A 15,920-nucleotide genomic window follows, 5' to 3' on the forward strand; every position below is an offset into this window, starting at 1 on the left:
CCGGCTAACCGAAGTTGAAATCGCGCTCCAAAACCCTGAAACGTTGCGCCATCGCGGCGCTGATCGCGCTTCTCCTCACCTACACCGTTCTCTGGATCATTCTGGCCAATCTCAGTGTCTCGACCCACGGGTCCACTGACCTGAATTTCGGCAACATCCGGGTTCCTTCCAAACGAACCATTCAGTGGAATCAACGTTCCCCGCTGATGGATTCCGTCATGGATGGCCTGGCGAAGAAGTACCGCCATAACTTGAAATTCGATAAGGACGGTGGCGATCGGCTGTTCTCCCAACTCGCCACCGGTCAGAACATTGACGAGGTCAACCGCATCCTCCAGCAGGCCGAACCTTGGGCCAAGGTCGGTTCTAACCGTGACTATGACTTCACGCTCTGCCAGCTGACGCTGATGCTCTACAATTTCGGAGATCGTCCGGAGATCCTCCATCCGCAAACCGTGGGACATGTCGTCAACGTGCTGATGACCGAAAAGGGCGGCGAGCCCGTGGTATTCACACCGGGAATCCTCGGACTTCCCCTCCGCGACACGGAGAATCATGTTCTCATGACGGAGGGGTCGCGCTATCTGACAAACCAGTGGATTGCCCGGCATGGCAACCCGGACCCACAATATGATAACTCCCGGAACGGACTCGAGGCATTCCTGTTGGACTATCTCGAGGGCATGGAACGGGCAGGCATTCACGAATACAACTCCATTCCCTACGTCGGCTACACGCTCCGCAGCCTCTTGAATATCGCCTCGTTTGCCGAGGGGCCAATCAAGGAGAAAGCCACCCACATCCTCGATCGGATGAATTGGGACTACGCCCTCGGCAGCATGGCGCTTCGCCGCTTTCCCCCGTTCAGGCGTCAGTTCAGTCGAGCCCGCGAAACCAATCTCGATGGCGATTATCATACTTCAATGATGAAGGCCTGGATGAGTTTGGCCGGAATGGATGGCTTGAAGATACGGCATGGTCAGCACCACGCCATGTGGGTGAATTACTGCTCGTATCGCCCCGCCGATGCGGTCGTCGAATGGGTGAGGTCCAAACCGGAAGAGTACTTCGTTCGGATCGGCCATGGCTCGGACGGCTCCCCCGAAATTTACTCGGGCGGCCCCGGCTTTCTCATCACTGCGGGAGGTGTCGCCGATGACTTCGCCCGGCAGTGCGTCGCTCGCCCGACGACCCTCATGCTTGATGATGGCGCGAGCGATCTGCGCGATCTCCTGCACATCGAAGGACCGGGAGACGAGATTCGAAGTTGGAACAATACCGGCGTCCACCGCAGGTTTGCGGTCGCAGCGGGACCCGTCAGCATTCCTGACGAATGGTCGCCCTCGCTCACCATCAGCGGCTGGTCATTCTACGAGCGAGCAGGCCAGAAGATTGCGGTCTACGCCGCCGACGAACTTGGGATTTTCTGCGTGCTCCCCAAAGAAGGCGCTCTTCCTGAGCAGGCCGCCAAACTCGCCGCCGCCAATGCCGATCCCGACCGTCTGGCGAACGAGTTCATCGCTCCCGACGCCACCGTCATCGGCTACGATGTCTTCGCAGAGAAACACCTCTGGGTGATCGAATCAGTGGCCGGATCATCGCTTGATCGTCACCACGACGGGTGGCCACTCAGTCAGGGATCGGTCCCGGGATTTTCAGGCGACCCGAGCCCTTCGCGGTAACCCACATCCATCAAGGGGACGGAATCCACGAGCTCGAGCTGTCCGCGCCCCTCGCCGCTCCAAAACAATAAATCCACAAAAAAGTCATTGATCAAAGGTTCACCGCTAATTACGCCGTTCTTGCGAATGAATCTCAATAAATTTAAGCGAAGCCAGTCGGTCTTTCTCCCGGTCACCTGCCTCATTGCCAGCCTTCCTCTCATCGCGGTGTCCGCAGAGGAGCCGGAGCAAGCTGAGCTACTCGATCACACGGTGGTGAATGCCGAGGACGAGCCAAAGGCGGAGTTCGAGGCCGACGTCATTACCTCGGAAGAGCTCGAACAAAATCAGGCTCTGGATCTTGAAGATATTTTCAAGGATCGTCCCGACGTTGCGGTCGGTGGCGGAGCCAGCGGCGGTCAGAAGATCTATATCCGCGGGATGGAAGACGCTCTTTTCAACGTGGAAGTCGATGGCACCCCGCAAGTCGGAACCACCTTCCACCACCAGAGCAAGATCGGCGTCGAGCCCGACCTCTTGAAAGCCATCGAGATCCGTCCGGGTGTCGGCCGTGCCACCGACGGCTTCGGCGCCCTCGGAGGAACCGTGAACTTCGTCACCATAGACGCCTCCGACATGCTTGAGCCGGGCCAGAACTTCGGCGGCTTTGTGCGCAGTTCCTACTTCACCAACACCTCGGGCTATAAGGAGAACCTGACACTCTACGGAAACCTGACGGAATACCTGAGCGTCATCGGTTCCTTCTCTTACACCAATCTCGATGACTACGAAGACGGCCGTGGCTTCACCCTCGATGAAACCTCATCGATCCAGCGCAACGGTTACATCAAATTGAATGGTGATTTCCAGAACGGACATACCTTCAGCCTCAGCTACGAACATTTCGAGAACGGCGGACCCTGGGGACGCCGCGCCAACATTGCAGGCAGCCTCCTTGGCCCTGCGCGCGAGCCCGGAACGATTGTTGATCTCGGTAGAGACACGGTGAATTTCAAATACGACTTCGACAACGTGTCCAACGACTGGGTCGACATCGAATTTTCCGCCTACTACACCGACAACACCTCGGACTTCGATTATGTGAATCCAGCGTTTCTTGATGAGAACACCAGCATCTCGAGCCTGGGCTTTGACCTCAACAACACCTCCCTCATCGGCGACCACAGCGTCGTCTACGGTATGGATTTCCGCGACGACGACTATGAAGCCAATGGCTGGGCCACCCTGGCGAATCCAGCCCTTTACTCCGGCAAGGAAGACTCATCGGTCTTCGGCATCTACCTTCAGGATGACTGGCAAATCTCCGAGCAGTTACTGCTCACCTTCGGAGCCCGTTACGACGACTATGAATACAATGACCAGTTCGGTCAGAACTTCAGCGATAGCGCCATCAGCCCGAATGCGACGCTTGTCTACAGCCCGAATGCCTGCCTCGATTTTCGAGCCGGATATTCCCAGGCGTTCCGCGGAGTCCTGCCCGGTGAAGTCTACCTCAATGGAGCCGGACCAGCTCCAGGCCTCCCGCCGTCGACCCGCAACTCCCCATTCCTCAGCCCTGAAGAGTCGGAAAGCTTCGAAGTGGGAGTTGATTTCGACAATGGCGACTTCTTCGGCACGGCGTCGGTGTTCCAAACCACGATCGACAACGTCATCGCCATCACTGGAAACCCCCGGACGAATATTGGCGAACTCGAAACCATTGGATATGACCTCGGACTAGGATACCGCTGGAATGGACTCACCCTTCGCGCGGGAGTCTCTGAATCCGACCCGACACTCAATGGTGCGGACATCGACAACGTGCTCGGAATCGCAGCCGCCACGGGACGCACCTGGGTCAGCAGCATCGACTACTCCATCCCGGACTGGGGCGTGAATCTCGGATACGACGTAAGGTATGTGGAAACCCTGAAGAACAGCGCCGTCATCAAGCGGAGCTACGTCGTCCACGGTCTCTATGCCAACTGGACGCCCTCCTTTGCGGAAGACCTCACCCTGGCCGTTTCGGTCGACAACCTTTTCGACAAGGCATACGTCGATCAGGGCTCGCTCGCCAATGGTTTCGGCTACTATGAGCCCGGCCGCGATGTCCGGCTTTCCGCAACTTACCGATTCTAACAAGCTCATCTCCGACAGGCCCGCTGCAACCGTCTCGGCAGCGGGCCGCGATGACATGGGATCGACGCTCCCCAAACGCCCCGGCGAGTCGTGGGAGACACCGTTGGATTTGCGGCATAGGACGGATCGCTCCCGCTTTTCGACGCCGTCGGGAGATCCCTGCCCTTGGCCAGAGCTTGCCGGGGCGCCTCCCGGGAAAATCCCTCCAGCAAGTTAACCGCAGCCGTACCGGACGACCAGCTGCTGGCCGAAGCCGTCTTCACCAAGGCAGGCCCCGCCCTGTCCTCGATAGTGGCGAAAGAGCCATCCGTGGGGGCATTCTCCGAGCCTTGCCCACCGATAAACCGGTGACATGATTTCATGAACGAAAAGATTGGTCGGCGGCGATAGCCCCTCCAAGCATTCCTGAAGACTCATGAAACCCAGCTTCCCTCTCACCCTTGCTGCGAGTGTCATCGCTTGCGGAGGGGCCTTCATTGCTGGCCGGGCCAGCGCTCCCAAAGATGGCTCGGACATCAAGGAAGCGAGCGCTTCGATTCCGGAACGCTCCTCGCGCGCTTCCTCTGGTTCCGATCTCGCGAGCTCGCGCTCAGTCAAGTCACTCCGTTCGCATGAAGACACCGGCCTCGGCGAAAGCCCTGCCGCCGTCGCTGAGATGAAGCGGATCATGGAAACCGTCGACCCCCTCGCCCGGGCTCAGGCGTGGCTTGATTTTGTCAACACGCTCGATCCCGATCAGTTCGAAAGCGTTGTCGCCGACTTCCGCGACTCAGGATTGACCCGGGAAAACATGAGCGAATATTCCATGCTGCTCACCGCATGGGCCAAGACCGATCCGCTCCAAGCTCTCGACTACGCCAAGGCAAACACCGGCAGCCCATTCGCCCGCAATACCATTCTTGCCACCTGGGTCACCAGCGATCCCGAAGCGGCGATCGCCTGGGCAAACGAAAACCACGATGGTGACAGGGCGAACCCCTACCTGGTCGGAGTCATCCGGGGCCTCGCCCAGTACGATCCGACACGCGCCAGCGAACTGATGCTGACGATGCCTTACTCCAGAGAACGCGGCGACGCTCTCGGCGCGATCATTCCCCACGTCTTGTCACAGGGTGATGATGCCGCCAAGAACTGGGCCAGCTCAATTGAAGACGAACGTCTTCGCGACGGAGCGATTCAGCGGGTCTCCGAACAACTCGCCAAGGACGACCCACGAGGCACGGCCGAATGGCTCGCCAGCAGTGGCGGCGACGCCGCAAAGGGAGCCATCGACGAGGTCATGGGCATCTGGGCCCGCGAGGACTCAAGCGCCGCGATCGCGCATTTCGAAAGCATGGCTTCCGGCGAACTTCGCACCAATGCCTTGCGGGGTCTCAGCAGTCATATGGCCTCGGAAAATCCCCGCGAGGCGGCAAGCTTCCTCGATGCCCACGCCGCAGATGCCGACGACGGGACCTACCGCCAGTTCGTCTGGCGCTCGTTCCGTGAGGAACCCGCCATCGCTGCCGACTACATCTCTCGGATTGAAAACGAGAGAGAGCAGGAACAGATGTATCGTCGCACACTCGAAGGCTGGATGAGAAACGACCTGGAAGGTGCCTCCCAATGGCTCAGCTCCGCCCAACTCCCTGATAGCGTCGCCAAGCACCTCGAGTCCCGAATGCGGGAAATCGGAGAAAGGGATCGCTAGGCGCTTTCGAGCCTTCCAAACTTCCGCCGTCAGAATGCTCACCTCACCAATCTAACAATCACCTCAATGATCCGACCCTTTACCCTCGCCCTCCTCGTCGCCATTCCCTGCCTCGCAGCAGAGCCCAAGCCTGAAGTCAGGCAAGCGCCCGAAAAGAAAGCTCCCCAAGAAGAGAAAAAAGTTCAGGAGCCGGTGAGCCGGGAAGGGTCCGTCACGATCGACGGCAAGAAAATCGACTATACCGTCACCACTTCGAAGCTGCAGCTGAAGAAAGACGACGGCACCCCGCGCGCCTCGATCTTCAATGTTAGCTATCTGCGCAAGGACGTCGAGGATCTCAGTCAGCGACCCGTGATGTTTGCCTTCAATGGAGGCCCCGGCTCGTCCGCGGTCTGGCTGCACCTCGGGATCCTCGGTCCGGTTCGCGTGGCCATGCCCGGCGATGGCACCGAAGCTCCCCGCCCCCCAGCCCGACTCATCCCCAACGAATTTTCGATCCTTGATCATACCGACCTGGTCTTCGTTGACCCCGTCTCGACCGGCTACAGCCGCGTGGAGAAGGACGGCAAAGCTTCCGACTTCCACGGTGTCGAGGAAGATATCGAATCGATTGCAGACTTCATTCGCCGTTGGATTACCGAGAACGACCGCTGGTCCTCGCCGAAGTATCTCCTCGGAGAATCCTACGGCGGTGTCCGTGTCGCCGGACTCTCCGAGCACCTCCAGTCCCGCTACGGCATGTCTCTCAACGGCGTCGTTCTGCTCTCATCGCTTCTCGATTTCCGCACCCTCCGCGGAGGCGATGGAGACAACCTCCTCTACTCGGTATATCTCCCCACCTTCACCTCCGTCGCCCATCATCATGGCAAACTAACAGGTGACCGGGAGGCTCTCGTCTCCGAAGCACGCGCCTTCGCCAATGGCGAATACGCCCTCGCGCTGATTCAGGGAAATTCGCTCGCACCCGAAAAGAAGAAGGAGGTCGCCGCCACCCTTTCGCGACTCACTTCCATCGATGCCGATCTGATCGAGAAGCTTGACCTGCAGCTCGACCCCAGCCGCTTCCGTGCGGAACTCCTGCGTGCCGAGGGCAAGGTCATTGGCCGCTTCGATGCTCGGGTCGCCTGGCCCGCCGGCAACGAAGCCGATTCCTGGCCGAGTTATGACCCCTCATTCTCGCTGGCGCTTGGCGCTTACTCCACCACCATGCTCTCCTATCTTACGGAGGAACTGGGGTGGGAAGAGGACTCTCCCTATGAGATTCTCACTCGAAAGGTGCATCCCTGGAAATGGGGAGCCACCAATGGTTACGTCAACCTCACCAACCGGCTCGGCACCGCCCTTCGTGACAACCCTCATCTTCGCGTGCTCGTCATGGAGGGTGGTTGTGACCTGGCCACACCCCTCGATGGCATCCGTTACTCCTTGAACCAGATGACCGACGCCCCTGAATCAGCATTGAAGCGAATCTCGCACGTCGGCTACGACGCCGGCCACATGTTCTACCTCAATCCGCCCGACCTGGAGAAGGCCCGCAAGGATCTGGCCGCATTTCTAACGGCTGAATAAGCGGGCCCTTGCCCCCCGGGATTTTCCCATCGACACCGCCGAGCATGGCGGTGTCGTGGCAGACTTCCTCTCGGCAGACTCCAGCCCCCGAGCATCCGGAGCCAGGCCAGCTCGGCCAGATAATCCGGAAGTTTACTTCTTTATTCGACTTGTTTTCCCAGCTCGATTGCATCAGTTTCAAGTTGCCCACCAAGCGAGAACGGCATTTCCGGCGGGTTCCCCTATGAGTTCAGCTCATCCCGACCCTGCGAGTGACTCTCCGTAAACATTGGTGACCGCCATGAATTTGGCAAAGAGACCGCTTCACCGTCTTGCGCCACTTGATATGAAATACCACATTTTACCCCTCGCCTTCGCGACCATCATCACATCGCAAGCCGGAACGCCTGCAGCTGAACCAGCAGCGCCCGCCCCTGCTCCCGAACCATGGATCAAGCCGATCCTGGATATTCGCGCGCGCTTTGAATACGGAGACGTCGCCGACCCCTTGCTCGACTCCGCCACCGCCTTCACCACTCGCGAACGGGTAGGCCTCGTCACCAAAGATTGGCATGGCTTCAGTGCGCTCGTCGAAGGCGAGTTCACTCAGGCCATTGATGACAACTATAACTCCAGTTCGAGTCCGACGACCTCTCCCAACAATCCCTTCGACACCCAGATCAACGATCCGGAAACCAACGAGCTCAACCAGCTCTATCTTCAATACAAAGGATTTGATACTCAGTTCCGCGGTGGACGCCAGCGCATCATCCTCGACAACGCGGCCTTCGTCGGAAACGTCGGCTGGCGGCAGAACGAGCAGACCTATGACGGGATCTCGATCAGCAACACCTCGATCGAAGACCTCACCATTTTCTATTCCTACATCAACCGCGCCAACCGGATCTTCGGCTCCGATGCAACCGGCGCCCTGAGAAGCTTCGCGGGGAACGTCAACCTGTTCAATGTCAACTACAGGGGATTCGGCGACGTCTCGCTCACGGCCTACGCCTACCTGATGGATTTCGATGAGACTGCCGCCAATGCCGGCTACATCAGCAACAACACTTACGGTGGAATCGCCACCACTCCGCTTGGTCCGGTGACGCTCTATGGAGAGTTCGCCTTCCAGACGGACACCGATAGCTCGCCAGCGTTCAAGCCGGACCTCGCCGGTTACACCCACCTCAAGGTCTCTACCAAGCAGTGGAACACAGACTTCAATCTTGGATGGGAATACCTGGATGCCGACTTCGTCACGCCTTTGGCCACTGTCCACGCCTTCAATGGATTCGCGGATACCTTGACCGGCGCTCGACTCGGTTTGGTTCGCAACCCGGGCATCAGCGATCTTTACATCAGCCACACCACCCCGATTTTCTGGGGGATGAAGTTCAGCCAGTTCATCCACCTTTTCGGTGATAATAACTCGGACTTCGACTATGGCTGGGAATATGACGCGGTGCTCGCCAAGAAGTTCAATGAAAACTTCCTCGCGATCGCCAAGTTCTCCTACTTCGATTCGGATGGTGCTCCGGGAGCGCCTGGCGCGGTAAACCCAGCTCCTTTCGACACCACCCGATTCTCAATCGAACTGAACTACACCTTCTAACAAGCAATTCCGTCGCGACCTCGGATAACGCCGAATCCCATCCCAGGGTTCGGCGTTTTTCCGTTGCGACAGCTTGCTCAAACGGGCGATCGAGCCAGTTGAGGCGCTCACCGGCGACCCAGCCGCGAGAGATCCTCGCCTACCATTCCTGAGATCCCGGCAAAGGTCTCCTCGATCAGACTGAGAGGGCGATCCGCATTCCAGAAGGTCGACCACTCCCGGGCAATCGGCTCACCGCCGGTGGGGATAGCCACGAGAGTTCCCTCATCCAGTTCGCGCTTGGCCACCCATGGAGCCACGATGCCGACTCCGATACCGATCTTCGACATTTCCTTGATGGCCTCCATGTCGCCGAGCACCAGAGGTGCGCGCAAACGGATGCCCATGTCCTCAAAGTGCTTCTCAACGAGTCGATGCGTTTCGCTGGCTCGCGCATAGATGATGAACTGAACCTTCGCGACTTCTTCCCGATCCGGAACACCTGTCTTCGCCCAAGGATGCACAGGCGGCACCACCAGCGCCAACTGATCCTTGAACAAGGACCGGGACTCCAGGGATTGGTTACTCTGTGTCCTTAGTCCGAGAACAATATCGAGTTCATGTTCGGCGAGGCGTTCAATCAGCGTGCTCGTATCGCCCGCTTCAATCGTCGGTTCGCATCGCGGAAAACAATCACGAAACTCACGCAGAACGGTCGGCAAAAGAAACTGGCAGAGCGAATGAGGCGCTCCGATCCTGATGCGGCTCTGCCCCCAGCGCTTCAACCCATCGAGTTCGCGACTGGCCATTTCCAGCTCGCCCAGCACCCCCCGGCATCGCTTCAAAAAGACATGCCCTTCCTCGGTTAGAATGGTCTTCTTGCCGAGGCGCTCCAGAAGCCGGCACTCGAGACTATCTTCGAGAGCACGCATCGAGTGGCTGATCGCGGACTGCGTCAGGAAAAGCTTTTTGGCTGCCAGGGTGAAACTCCCCTCATCGGCCACCGCAACAAAGGCTCTTAGTTGGCGGAGATCGGGAAGCAATTCATTCATGAGGATGATTCATCGGGGATTATCGTCAAAATCAGCAGTCGTCATGCCAAGGCAGCAGGATTGGCACTCTTTGCGCTTAGGTCTGCCCATCATGTCCAAGCCAAGCACCACCTCGCCCATTCGATTGGGATTCGTTCCACTGAATGACTGCGCTCCGGTTGCCGTGGCTCATGAACTTGGAATCTTCAGGGACTACGGCTTAAACGTGCAACTTTCCCGCCAGCCCGGCTGGGCCACCGTGCGGGACATGATGTTCTACGGCGAGCTCGACGCCGCCCAATCCATTGCCGGCCTCGCCTTCTACTTCGCGCTCGGACTCAGCAATCTGCGCCGGGATGTCGCGGTGCCCCTCGTCCTCAGCGCCCACGGCAACGCGATCACTCTTTCCAACGAACTTCCTCCCGAGACCATTCGCCAGGGAGAAGGGCTGGCTGGCTTCATCACCCATCGCTGGAAGAAGCGTCGCCCACCGACATTCGCCGCGGCCCACCGCTTTTCATCCCATCACATCCTGCTCCACGCATGGCTTCGTCGTCACGGCCTCGAGCCCGGCCGTGACGTGGAGATCGTCTTCCTGCCGCCGCCCCTCATGCCCGGCCATCTCAAGTCCAACCATATTGATGGATACTGCGTCGGCGAACCATGGAACTCGGAGTCCATCCTGACAGGCACCGGCTGGTGCCCCGCCACCTCGGCGGAACTGGCCACCGGCCATCCCGAAAAAGTGCTGCTCGTTGATGGCGGATTCATCGGTCAGCGGCGTGACGACAGCATCGCCTTGGGAGCCGCTCTGCTCCATGCCTGCCGAATCTGCCACGATCCGGATTTCCGCCCGGAAATGATCAATATTCTTTCCCGACCCGACTACACCGGCTGCGCCCAGTCGACCCTCGAAAACAGCCTCGGCAAGGTCTTCACCAGCGGCCGCGGCGACATCGATGCCGCCAACTTTCATCTCTTCTACGGCAACGACCTGAACTGTCCGACCGCCGACAAGGCATCTTGGTTTCTCTCCGGTATGCGCGGGACCGGCCTTCTCCCCGACCAAACGGCCGCCGCCCCCCTGACCCGACTCTACCGGCAGGACCTTTTCCGCGCTTCAGAAAAAATCCTCCTCCCAGCCTGAGATCGGTCATGAAGCCGGCTCATGAGATGGATGGGCAATTCACCTGAGGCACCCAATCACCCAGCCGCGTTTGGCATGCCATTCGCTGACAAGTCACTCACCACTCCATGAGCGCATCCGACGGAAAACTGAACCTTCTCGATTTTAAATCGCCTTCGATTCGAACCCTGCACATCACCTGGTTCGCCTTCTTTCTCACCTTCGTGCTGTGGTTCAGCCACGCGCCGATGAAAGAAGCCATCACTTCGGCATTCGATATTTCGAATGCCCAGTGGAAGGCCCTTTTGATTCTCAATGTCGCCCTGACGATTCCGTCGCGCATCGTGATCGGCATCCTCGTTGATAAATTCGGACCGCGGGTCACCTTTTCGTTACTCCTGGTGAGTGCCGGCCTGCTTTGTTCGTTCTTCGCCCTCGCCCAGAGTTTCGAAATGCTCGCCCTCGCCCGATTCCTGATGGGCTTTGTCGGAGCGGGCTTCGTGATCGGCATCCGCCTCGTCGGCGAATGGTTCCCTGCGCGTCAGGTCGGACTTGCCGAAGGAGTTTACGGAGGATGGGGCAACTTCGGCTCCGCCGCTGCCGCGATGCTTCTCCCTTCGCTCGCTCTCGCCTTCGGCGGTGAGAATGGCTGGCGCTACGCGCTTCTCACGATCAGCGCAATCGCTTTCTGCTACGGGATCTTCTTCTACCGCGCCGCTCGCAACACGCCCAAAGGCTCCACGTATTTCAAACCGAAGAAGTCCGGCGGCCTCGAAGTCTCCACGCCCCGCGAGTTCTGGTTCCTGCTCGGCATGAACGTTCCCATGTATGCGGCGCTTGCTGTGCTCGCCTGGAAACTTTCGCCCACCGGTGTCGGGCTACTGACCCAACCATTCGTTACCACCTCCTACGTTGTTCTCGGACTGCTCTTCATCTTCCAGAGTTATCAGATCTATCGCGTCAATGAGGACATGCTGAAGTCCGGCTCCGTCCCCGAACATCAGCGCTACTCCTTCCGTCAGGTTGCCATCCTCGACGTCAATTATTTCATCACGTTCGGCTCCGAGCTCGCCGTGGTCTCCATGCTGCCTGCCTTCTTCGCTGAAACCTTCGGCCTCACTCCGGTCAAAGCAGGCTTACTCGCCTCAGGTTTCGCCTTCATGAACCTTGCGGCACGCCCCGGTGGCGGCTGGCTCTCCGACAAGTTCGGTCGCCGCAAAACCATGCTCATCCTCCTCGCCGGGCTCGCCGCCGGATATCTGACGCTCTCCCAGATCGGCCCCGCCTGGCCACTTGCGCTAGCGGTCATCGCCACCATGTGCTGCTCATTCTTCGTGCAGGCTGGTGAAGGCGCCGTCTTCGCCATGGTCCCCCTGATCCAGCGCCGCATGACCGGCCAGATCGCCGGCATGGCAGGCGCCTACGGAAATGTCGGCGGTGTCACCTTCCTGACCATCTACTCCTTCGTCAGCACACCGACCTTCTTCATGATCATCGCCGCCTCATCGGTCATCGGATTCTTCGCCTCGTGGTTCCTTACCGAACCGAAAGGCCACATCACCGAGGTCGCTGAAGATGGCTCCGTGCAATTGATCGAAGTTTCCTGAATTCCGTCTCCGGCCTTGTATCCACCGCCCGAAAGGCTTTCGTCACCAACGTGCATCTCGCCGAAAACCTGAGCGTCACCAGCGGTCGCTTCACCGACCCCGGCCCGAAGCCCGAGAATCAGGACTTCCTGGGGATGCATGTTCCCGAAGGCCCGCTTCTCGCCACCAAAGGCATCTCGGCCTGCATCGCCGACGGAGTCTCAGCGGCCAGCGCCGCCCGGGAAGCCAGCGAGACCACCATTCGTTCGTTCCTCAACGACTACTACGAAACACCGGAGTCATGGCAGGTGAAAACCGCCGGCCAGCGCGTCCTCACCGCCATCAACCGCTGGCTCTACGGACAGGGACAAGGATCTGTCTCCGCGGAAAAAGGCTACGTCACCACCTTCACCGCCGTCGTTTTCAAATCCCAGACGGCGCACATCTTTCACATCGGAGACTCACGCATCTATCGTCTCCGCAGCGGCGAGCTCGAGCAGATTTCGCGGGATCACTCGAGCCGCGTCTCCGCCGACGCCTGCTATCTAACAAGAGCGATGGGCATCAGCCTCACCCCTCGCATCGACTACCACACCCTCGATCTCGAACCGGGCGATCTTTTCCTCCTCTCGACCGACGGCATCCACGAGTTTCTCTCCCACTCGAAACTGCTCGAAATCCTTTCCTCAGGCAGGGATCCAGAAGCCATCGCCGCCGAACTGGGTGACGCCACCGATCATAGCGACGACAACCGCTCGGCGCTGATTGTTCGCGTCGACACCCTTCCTGATCAGGATAAGGACGACGTCTTCCGCCAGCTCAGCACTCTCCCTTTCCCTCCCGACCTTCTTCCTGGCCAATCCATGGACGGGCTCATGGTCGAGAAACTCATCGCCGCTTCGCCGAACTCGCAACTCTATCTCGTCCACGACACCTGCGACAACAACCGGCCACTCGTCCTTAAAACTCCGTCGATCCATTACCAGAATGATCCGGGCTACCTTGAGCGCTTCGCCCTCGAGGAATGGATCGGCCTGAGAACGGACAATGCCAACCTCGTCAAAGCGGTACGCCGCGAAACGCCGCGGCGCTTCCTCTACTACGTTCTCGAACCAGTCAAGGGACCAACCCTTGACGAGTGGAGCAAACAGAATCCGAGCCCTTCGGTTGAAAGTGTCGTCAAGATCGTTCGCGGCATCGTCTCCGGAACCCGCGCCCTCCACCGAAAGGACACCCTCCATCAGGATCTGAAGCCGGGAAACATTCTACTCGATGCCGATGGCACGGTGAAGATCATCGACTACGGCTCCTGCAGGATTGGCGGCATTTCGGAGATTGCCACACCTTTCCATCGGAACGAGGCACTCGGCACCCTCGACTTCTCCGCCCCCGAGTATCGCCTTGGAGCCACACCGACCACCAGCGCTGACCTATTCTCCATTGCCACGATCACCTACTACCTTCTAACAGGTGGTCAGCATCCCTACGGTGATCCCTGGGCCCGGGCCAAAATCCTTCGCGATTTCCATACCCTCTCCTACACCAGCGCCACAGCTCACAATCCCATGGTCCCCCTGTGGATGGATGCAACATTGAGAAAAGCGCTCTCGATCCTCCCGGATCGCCGTCACGAATCCATGTCGGAGTTCGTTCGCTTCCTTGAACACCCCGACCCCGACCTGATCACCACCGCCCCGCTACCAATGGTGGTGCGCAATCCAGTTTTGGTCTGGAAGCTGGTCGCCCTCTTCTTCTTCGTCGCCTGGGTGATCACCTGGATCGCGAAATAGAATTCTACGCTGGCCCAAGGAGGCGATCAAGGCCTTCGGAATGAGCGCGATTCCTCAGCGCGAGTCTGATCCGTGAATCAAGCTCATTCATAATTGATCAAACTTCAAACTCCCGGATGTCAAACGACCTTCCGAAACCTTTTAAGTCATTCATCACATGGGACTTAAACCTCGAATGAAGCAGTTTCACTTAGACAATGAAATTCTAGATCCCTGCTTCATGGGCTAATAAAACCTGTGGCATGCCAAACGCTGGATTATCGGTGACTTCACGCAATATCCAGACATGCAATTAGGAAATACCATACTCATCGCCGCACTAACAATTGGCTCGCTTCAGGCCGACCAACTCGACGTCGAAAAGGACGAACTGAAGTTCGGGTTCATCAAACTCACGGACTGTGCGCCAATCGTCATCGCAAAAGAAAAAGGCTTCTTTGAAGACGAAGGACTTCAAGTCGAAGTCATCGCTCAACCCAACTGGAAGACGCTGCTGGACAATGTCATCTCGGGTGAGCTCGATGGCGCCCACATGCTCTCGGGTCAACCGATCGCAGCCACCATCGGATTCGGCACCAAGGCCCATGTTGTCACCGCCTTCACCATGGACCTCAACGGGAACGGCATCACCGTTTCGAACGACATCTGGAGCCAGATGCAGGAGAATGACTCCAAACTCGACTCCCCGACACCACCCCACCCGATCACCGCAGACTCGCTGAAGCCCATTGTCGACGAGAAGCTCGAAGACGGTGAAAAGTTACAGATGGGCATGGTCTTTCCGACCTCAACCCATAACTACGAACTTCGCTACTGGCTCGCCGCTTCGGGAATCCACCCGGGCATGTATACCAAGACCGACATCGGTGGCCGCACTGATGCCGAAGTTGAACTCTCGGTCACCCCGCCACCGATGATGCCCGCCACGCTTGAAGCAGGAAACATCCAGGGCTACTGCGTTGGCGAGCCATGGAACCAGCAGGCCGTGGCCAAAGGCATCGGGGTGCCCGTCACCACCAACTACGACATCTGGAAAAACAACCCCGAGAAGGTCTTTGGTGTGAGCAAGGAATGGGCGGATGAAAACCCCCAGACCTATCTCGCCGTCACCAAAGCTTTGATTCTCGCCGGCCAGTGGCTCGATGAAACCAATAGTGCTGGCGAACTCGTCAACCGCGAGGAAGCCGCACGCATTCTCTCGCGCCCCGACTACGTCGGAGCCGACTATGATGTCATCAAGAACTCCATGACCGGATTTTTCCTCTTCCAGAAGACCGACAAACGTTCGATGCCGGACTTCAACGTCTTCTACAAACATCACTGCACCTATCCATGGTATTCTGATGGCGTCTGGTTTCTGACTCAGATGCGCCGCTGGGGACAGATCACCGAAGCGAAGCCGAAGGATTGGTACTTCGAAACAGCCAGGGAGGTCTACAAGCCCGAGATCTATCTCGCCGCTGCCGAGATGCTTCTTGCTGAGGGCAAGATCGAAGAAGACGACATCCCCTGGAAGACGGATGGCTTCAAACCTGCTACAACCGACTTCATTGACAAGGTCGAGTATGACGGCAAAGAGCCGATCAAATACCTCAACAGCCACAAGATCGGCAACAAGGACCCCGAATAATTTCTTGGTTGGAATCGGTATGGGACCAGTCCGGCACACTGCCGGGCTGGCTCCACTCCCTCGCTAACAAGCCAGGTGAAACGGGGCAGATACTCCCAGTCCATCATCCTGGTTCCCTACCATTTCAA

General features: G+C 58.3%; 10 protein-coding genes. 9 read left to right on the forward strand and 1 reads right to left on the reverse strand.

Annotation, left to right across the window (positions count from 1 at the left end):
• The first annotated feature begins 14 nt into the window (after positions 1-14).
• From ACFQY0_RS06935 to ACFQY0_RS06955, 5 genes are all read left to right on the forward strand, one after another.
• Positions 15-1,682, forward strand: coding sequence for a hypothetical protein (locus ACFQY0_RS06935; RefSeq protein ID WP_379710714.1), 1,668 nt, complete (start codon positions 15-17; stop codon positions 1,680-1,682).
• A gap of 126 nt (positions 1,683-1,808) precedes the next feature.
• On the forward strand, positions 1,809-3,800 hold the full coding sequence (locus tag ACFQY0_RS06940; RefSeq protein WP_379710716.1) for a TonB-dependent receptor domain-containing protein: 1,992 nt from the start codon (positions 1,809-1,811) through the stop codon (positions 3,798-3,800).
• A gap of 415 nt (positions 3,801-4,215) precedes the next feature.
• Positions 4,216-5,490: a hypothetical protein gene (locus tag ACFQY0_RS06945; RefSeq protein ID WP_379710718.1), complete on the forward strand. Its 1,275-nt coding sequence runs from the start codon at positions 4,216-4,218 to the stop codon at positions 5,488-5,490.
• A gap of 66 nt (positions 5,491-5,556) precedes the next feature.
• Positions 5,557-7,059: a S10 family peptidase gene (locus tag ACFQY0_RS06950; RefSeq protein ID WP_379710720.1), complete on the forward strand. Its 1,503-nt coding sequence runs from the start codon at positions 5,557-5,559 to the stop codon at positions 7,057-7,059.
• Between the two features lie 325 nt (positions 7,060-7,384).
• The gene (locus ACFQY0_RS06955; protein ID WP_379710722.1) at positions 7,385-8,650 is read left to right on the forward strand and encodes an alginate export family protein; all 1,266 of its coding nucleotides are present in this window, start codon (positions 7,385-7,387) and stop codon (positions 8,648-8,650) included.
• A gap of 107 nt (positions 8,651-8,757) precedes the next feature.
• Here ACFQY0_RS06955 and ACFQY0_RS06960 read toward each other — a convergent pair whose 3' ends face one another.
• Complete coding sequence (locus ACFQY0_RS06960) at positions 8,758-9,681, reverse strand: LysR family transcriptional regulator (protein ID WP_379710724.1); 924 nt, start codon at positions 9,679-9,681, stop codon at positions 8,758-8,760.
• 91 nt (positions 9,682-9,772) lie between these two features.
• Here ACFQY0_RS06960 and ACFQY0_RS06965 point away from each other — a divergent pair, with 91 nt between their 5' ends.
• The 4 genes from ACFQY0_RS06965 (at position 9,773) to ACFQY0_RS06980 (ending at position 15,792) form a co-directional block, all read left to right on the forward strand.
• Positions 9,773-10,807, forward strand: a complete 1,035-nt coding sequence (locus ACFQY0_RS06965) for a CmpA/NrtA family ABC transporter substrate-binding protein (protein WP_379710726.1) — start codon at positions 9,773-9,775, stop codon at positions 10,805-10,807.
• Positions 10,808-10,914: 107 nt separating this feature from the next.
• A complete protein-coding gene (locus tag ACFQY0_RS06970; RefSeq protein ID WP_379710728.1) occupies positions 10,915-12,393 on the forward strand; it encodes a NarK family nitrate/nitrite MFS transporter in 1,479 nt (492 codons plus the stop codon).
• 50 nt (positions 12,394-12,443) lie between these two features.
• Complete coding sequence (locus ACFQY0_RS06975; RefSeq protein ID WP_379710730.1) at positions 12,444-14,162, forward strand: protein kinase domain-containing protein; 1,719 nt, start codon at positions 12,444-12,446, stop codon at positions 14,160-14,162.
• Positions 14,163-14,448: 286 nt separating this feature from the next.
• Positions 14,449-15,792: a CmpA/NrtA family ABC transporter substrate-binding protein gene (locus tag ACFQY0_RS06980; RefSeq protein ID WP_379710732.1), complete on the forward strand. Its 1,344-nt coding sequence runs from the start codon at positions 14,449-14,451 to the stop codon at positions 15,790-15,792.
• The last annotated feature ends 128 nt before the right edge of the window (positions 15,793-15,920 follow it).

The sequence above is a fragment of the Haloferula chungangensis genome, from assembly GCF_042664875.1.
Classification (GTDB): domain Bacteria; phylum Verrucomicrobiota; class Verrucomicrobiia; order Verrucomicrobiales; family Akkermansiaceae; genus Haloferula; species Haloferula chungangensis.

Excerpts from the sequence above, each read along its gene's own strand:
- ACFQY0_RS06940 (WP_379710716.1), top strand. The coding sequence starts at position 1,809 with ATGAATCTCAATAAATTTAAGCGAAGCCAGTCGGTCTTTCTCCCGGTC.
- ACFQY0_RS06945 (WP_379710718.1), top strand. The coding sequence starts at position 4,216 with ATGAAACCCAGCTTCCCTCTCACCCTTGCTGCGAGTGTCATCGCTTGC.
- ACFQY0_RS06950 (WP_379710720.1), top strand. The coding sequence starts at position 5,557 with ATGATCCGACCCTTTACCCTCGCCCTCCTCGTCGCCATTCCCTGCCTC.
- ACFQY0_RS06955 (WP_379710722.1), top strand. The coding sequence starts at position 7,385 with ATGAAATACCACATTTTACCCCTCGCCTTCGCGACCATCATCACATCG.
- ACFQY0_RS06960 (WP_379710724.1), bottom strand. The coding sequence starts at position 9,681 with ATGAATGAATTGCTTCCCGATCTCCGCCAACTAAGAGCCTTTGTTGCG.
- ACFQY0_RS06965 (WP_379710726.1), top strand. The coding sequence starts at position 9,773 with ATGTCCAAGCCAAGCACCACCTCGCCCATTCGATTGGGATTCGTTCCA.
- ACFQY0_RS06970 (WP_379710728.1), top strand. The coding sequence starts at position 10,915 with ATGAGCGCATCCGACGGAAAACTGAACCTTCTCGATTTTAAATCGCCT.
- ACFQY0_RS06980 (WP_379710732.1), top strand. The coding sequence starts at position 14,449 with ATGCAATTAGGAAATACCATACTCATCGCCGCACTAACAATTGGCTCG.